Origin of the sequence: Pseudonocardia sp. EV170527-09 (assembly GCF_008369905.1) — a bacterium.
Classification (GTDB): Bacteria; Actinomycetota; Actinomycetes; order Mycobacteriales; family Pseudonocardiaceae; genus Pseudonocardia.
Genome location: NZ_VRMC01000224.1, coordinates 1 through 1,727, shown reverse-complemented (window position 1 = coordinate 1,727; position 1,727 = coordinate 1). Strand labels below are relative to the sequence as shown.

Sequence of the window (1,727 nt, the reverse complement as noted above, 5' to 3'; positions counted from 1 at the left end):
GAGCTATTTACACCGCGTCCACCGCCGATGCCGCTGCAGCCGCGCTGGATGATCTCGATGACGAGTGGGGGCGAGCCTATCCGGCGATGATACGTTTGTGGCGTAACGCCTGGACCGAGTTCGTGCCGTTCCTCGACTACGACATCGAGGTCCGGAGGGTGATCTGTACGACGAACGTGATCGAATCGTTGAACGCCCGCTACCGGCGAGCGGTCCGAGCGCGAGGGCATTTCCCCAGCGAGCAGGCCGCGATGAAATGTCTGTACCTTGTCACCCGCAGCCTCGACCCGACCGGACGAGGCCACACCCGATGGATGATGCGCTGGAAGCCAGTCCTCAACGCCTTCGCCATCACTTTCGGTGACCGCTGGCCGGGCGCCGAGCACTACTGACAACATCGCCGGAACCACCGTTCTCGTTACAGACCCGTCGCCGGGAGCTGGCTCCAGCTGATCCCGTTCTTGAGTACGTACATGATCCCGCGCAGCGCGGTCCGGTCGTCGACCGGCTTGCGGCCGGGGAACCGGTACCGGCGCGGCGGACGAGCCGGCAGCAGCGGCTCCACGCGCTCCCACAACGAGTCAGGAACAAGATCGGCAGCCATGTTGAGCGACTCTGCCGCAGCTCAGCGAGCGTCTACAGCAGACACGCCGAACTCATACTGAAACCACCTCTAACAGTCCCTCGCCGGGGGGGTGTCTCTATGGGTTTGTCAAGCGGCTGCGAGTCCGGGGTCGGGTTCGCGAACGATGGGCGGGGCGTAGGGGCGGCGGTCGCGGAGCATGGCGTAGATGACGTCGGTGCGTCGGCGGGCCAGGCAGATCAGGGCGGCGTTGTGGCGTTTGCCCTGGGCTCGTTTGCGGTCGTAGTAGGCGCGGCTGGCCGGGTCGGCCAGGGCGGCGAACGCGGAGAGGAACAACGCCGATTTCAGGGCGTGGTTGCCCCGTTGGGAGCGGGTCTCGCCCTTGATCGACGAGCCCGATCGTCTGGTGACGGGAGCGAGGCCGGCGTAGGCGGCCAGGTGCCCGGCGGTGGGGAACGCGGAGCCGTCGCCGACAATGGTGAGGATCTTGATGGCGGTCCTGACCCCGAGTCCGGGCATCGAGGTCAGGACCGGTCCAAGCGGGTGGGCCTCCAGGCGGGCTTCGAGTTCGGTGGCGAGGTCGTCGCGTTCGCGGTGGACCTCGCGCAGCTGGGTGGCGACTCCGGTGATCACGCGGGCGAACGCGGTCGTGCCGGGGACGGCCAGGCTTTGGGCATCGAGCGCGGCCATGATCTGGGTGGGCAACGTTCGGGCCAGTCGCGGGGAATGAGCTTGGCCCCCTGCGCCGGACACTGACGGTGTGGGGTCAGTGATCTTGGTGTGGTGGGGTGTGGGCTGTTTCGTAGTCGGCTGGGCTGAGCATCCCGATGCTGGAGTGGCGCCTGATCGGGTTGTACCAGCACTCTATCCACTCGAATATCGCATTGGCAAGATCGGCGCGGCTTTTCCAGGATCTGGAGTCGAGTAGTTCCAGCTGCATCGTCCCCCAGAAGGACTCGACCATCGAGTTGTCGTAACAATCGCCGACCGAGCCCATGGAACCGACTAGTCCCGCCTCGATCAGTCGGCGCCCGAACGCCCAGGACGTGAATTGCGAGCCGTGGTCAGAATGTAGGATCGCCGAGTACGGTTCGGGACTGCGACGGGTGATGGCCATGCCGAGCGCGTCGGTGACGAGTTCGGT

Annotated in this window: 2 protein-coding genes and 2 pseudogenes; 1 reads left to right on the top strand and 3 read right to left on the bottom strand. The window is 65.8% G+C overall.

Going from position 1 to position 1,727, the window contains the following annotated elements:
- Positions 1 to 392 (top strand): transposase (locus FVA95_RS28605; RefSeq protein WP_193564340.1); only part of this gene is annotated, 392 nt, incomplete at its 5' end.
- Between the two features lie 35 nt (positions 393 to 427).
- Here the strand turns inward: FVA95_RS28605 and FVA95_RS28600 are convergent.
- The 3 genes and pseudogenes from FVA95_RS28600 to FVA95_RS28590 form a co-directional block, all read right to left on the bottom strand.
- Positions 428 to 604: pseudogene (locus FVA95_RS28600) on the bottom strand (transposase); the annotation flags it as partial.
- A 108-nt stretch (positions 605 to 712) separates the two neighbouring features.
- Positions 713 to 1,309: pseudogene (locus tag FVA95_RS28595) on the bottom strand (transposase); the annotation flags it as partial.
- 40 nt (positions 1,310 to 1,349) lie between these two features.
- On the bottom strand, positions 1,350 to 1,727 hold a 378-nt coding region (locus FVA95_RS28590; protein WP_149666456.1), incomplete at its 5' end, for an integrase core domain-containing protein.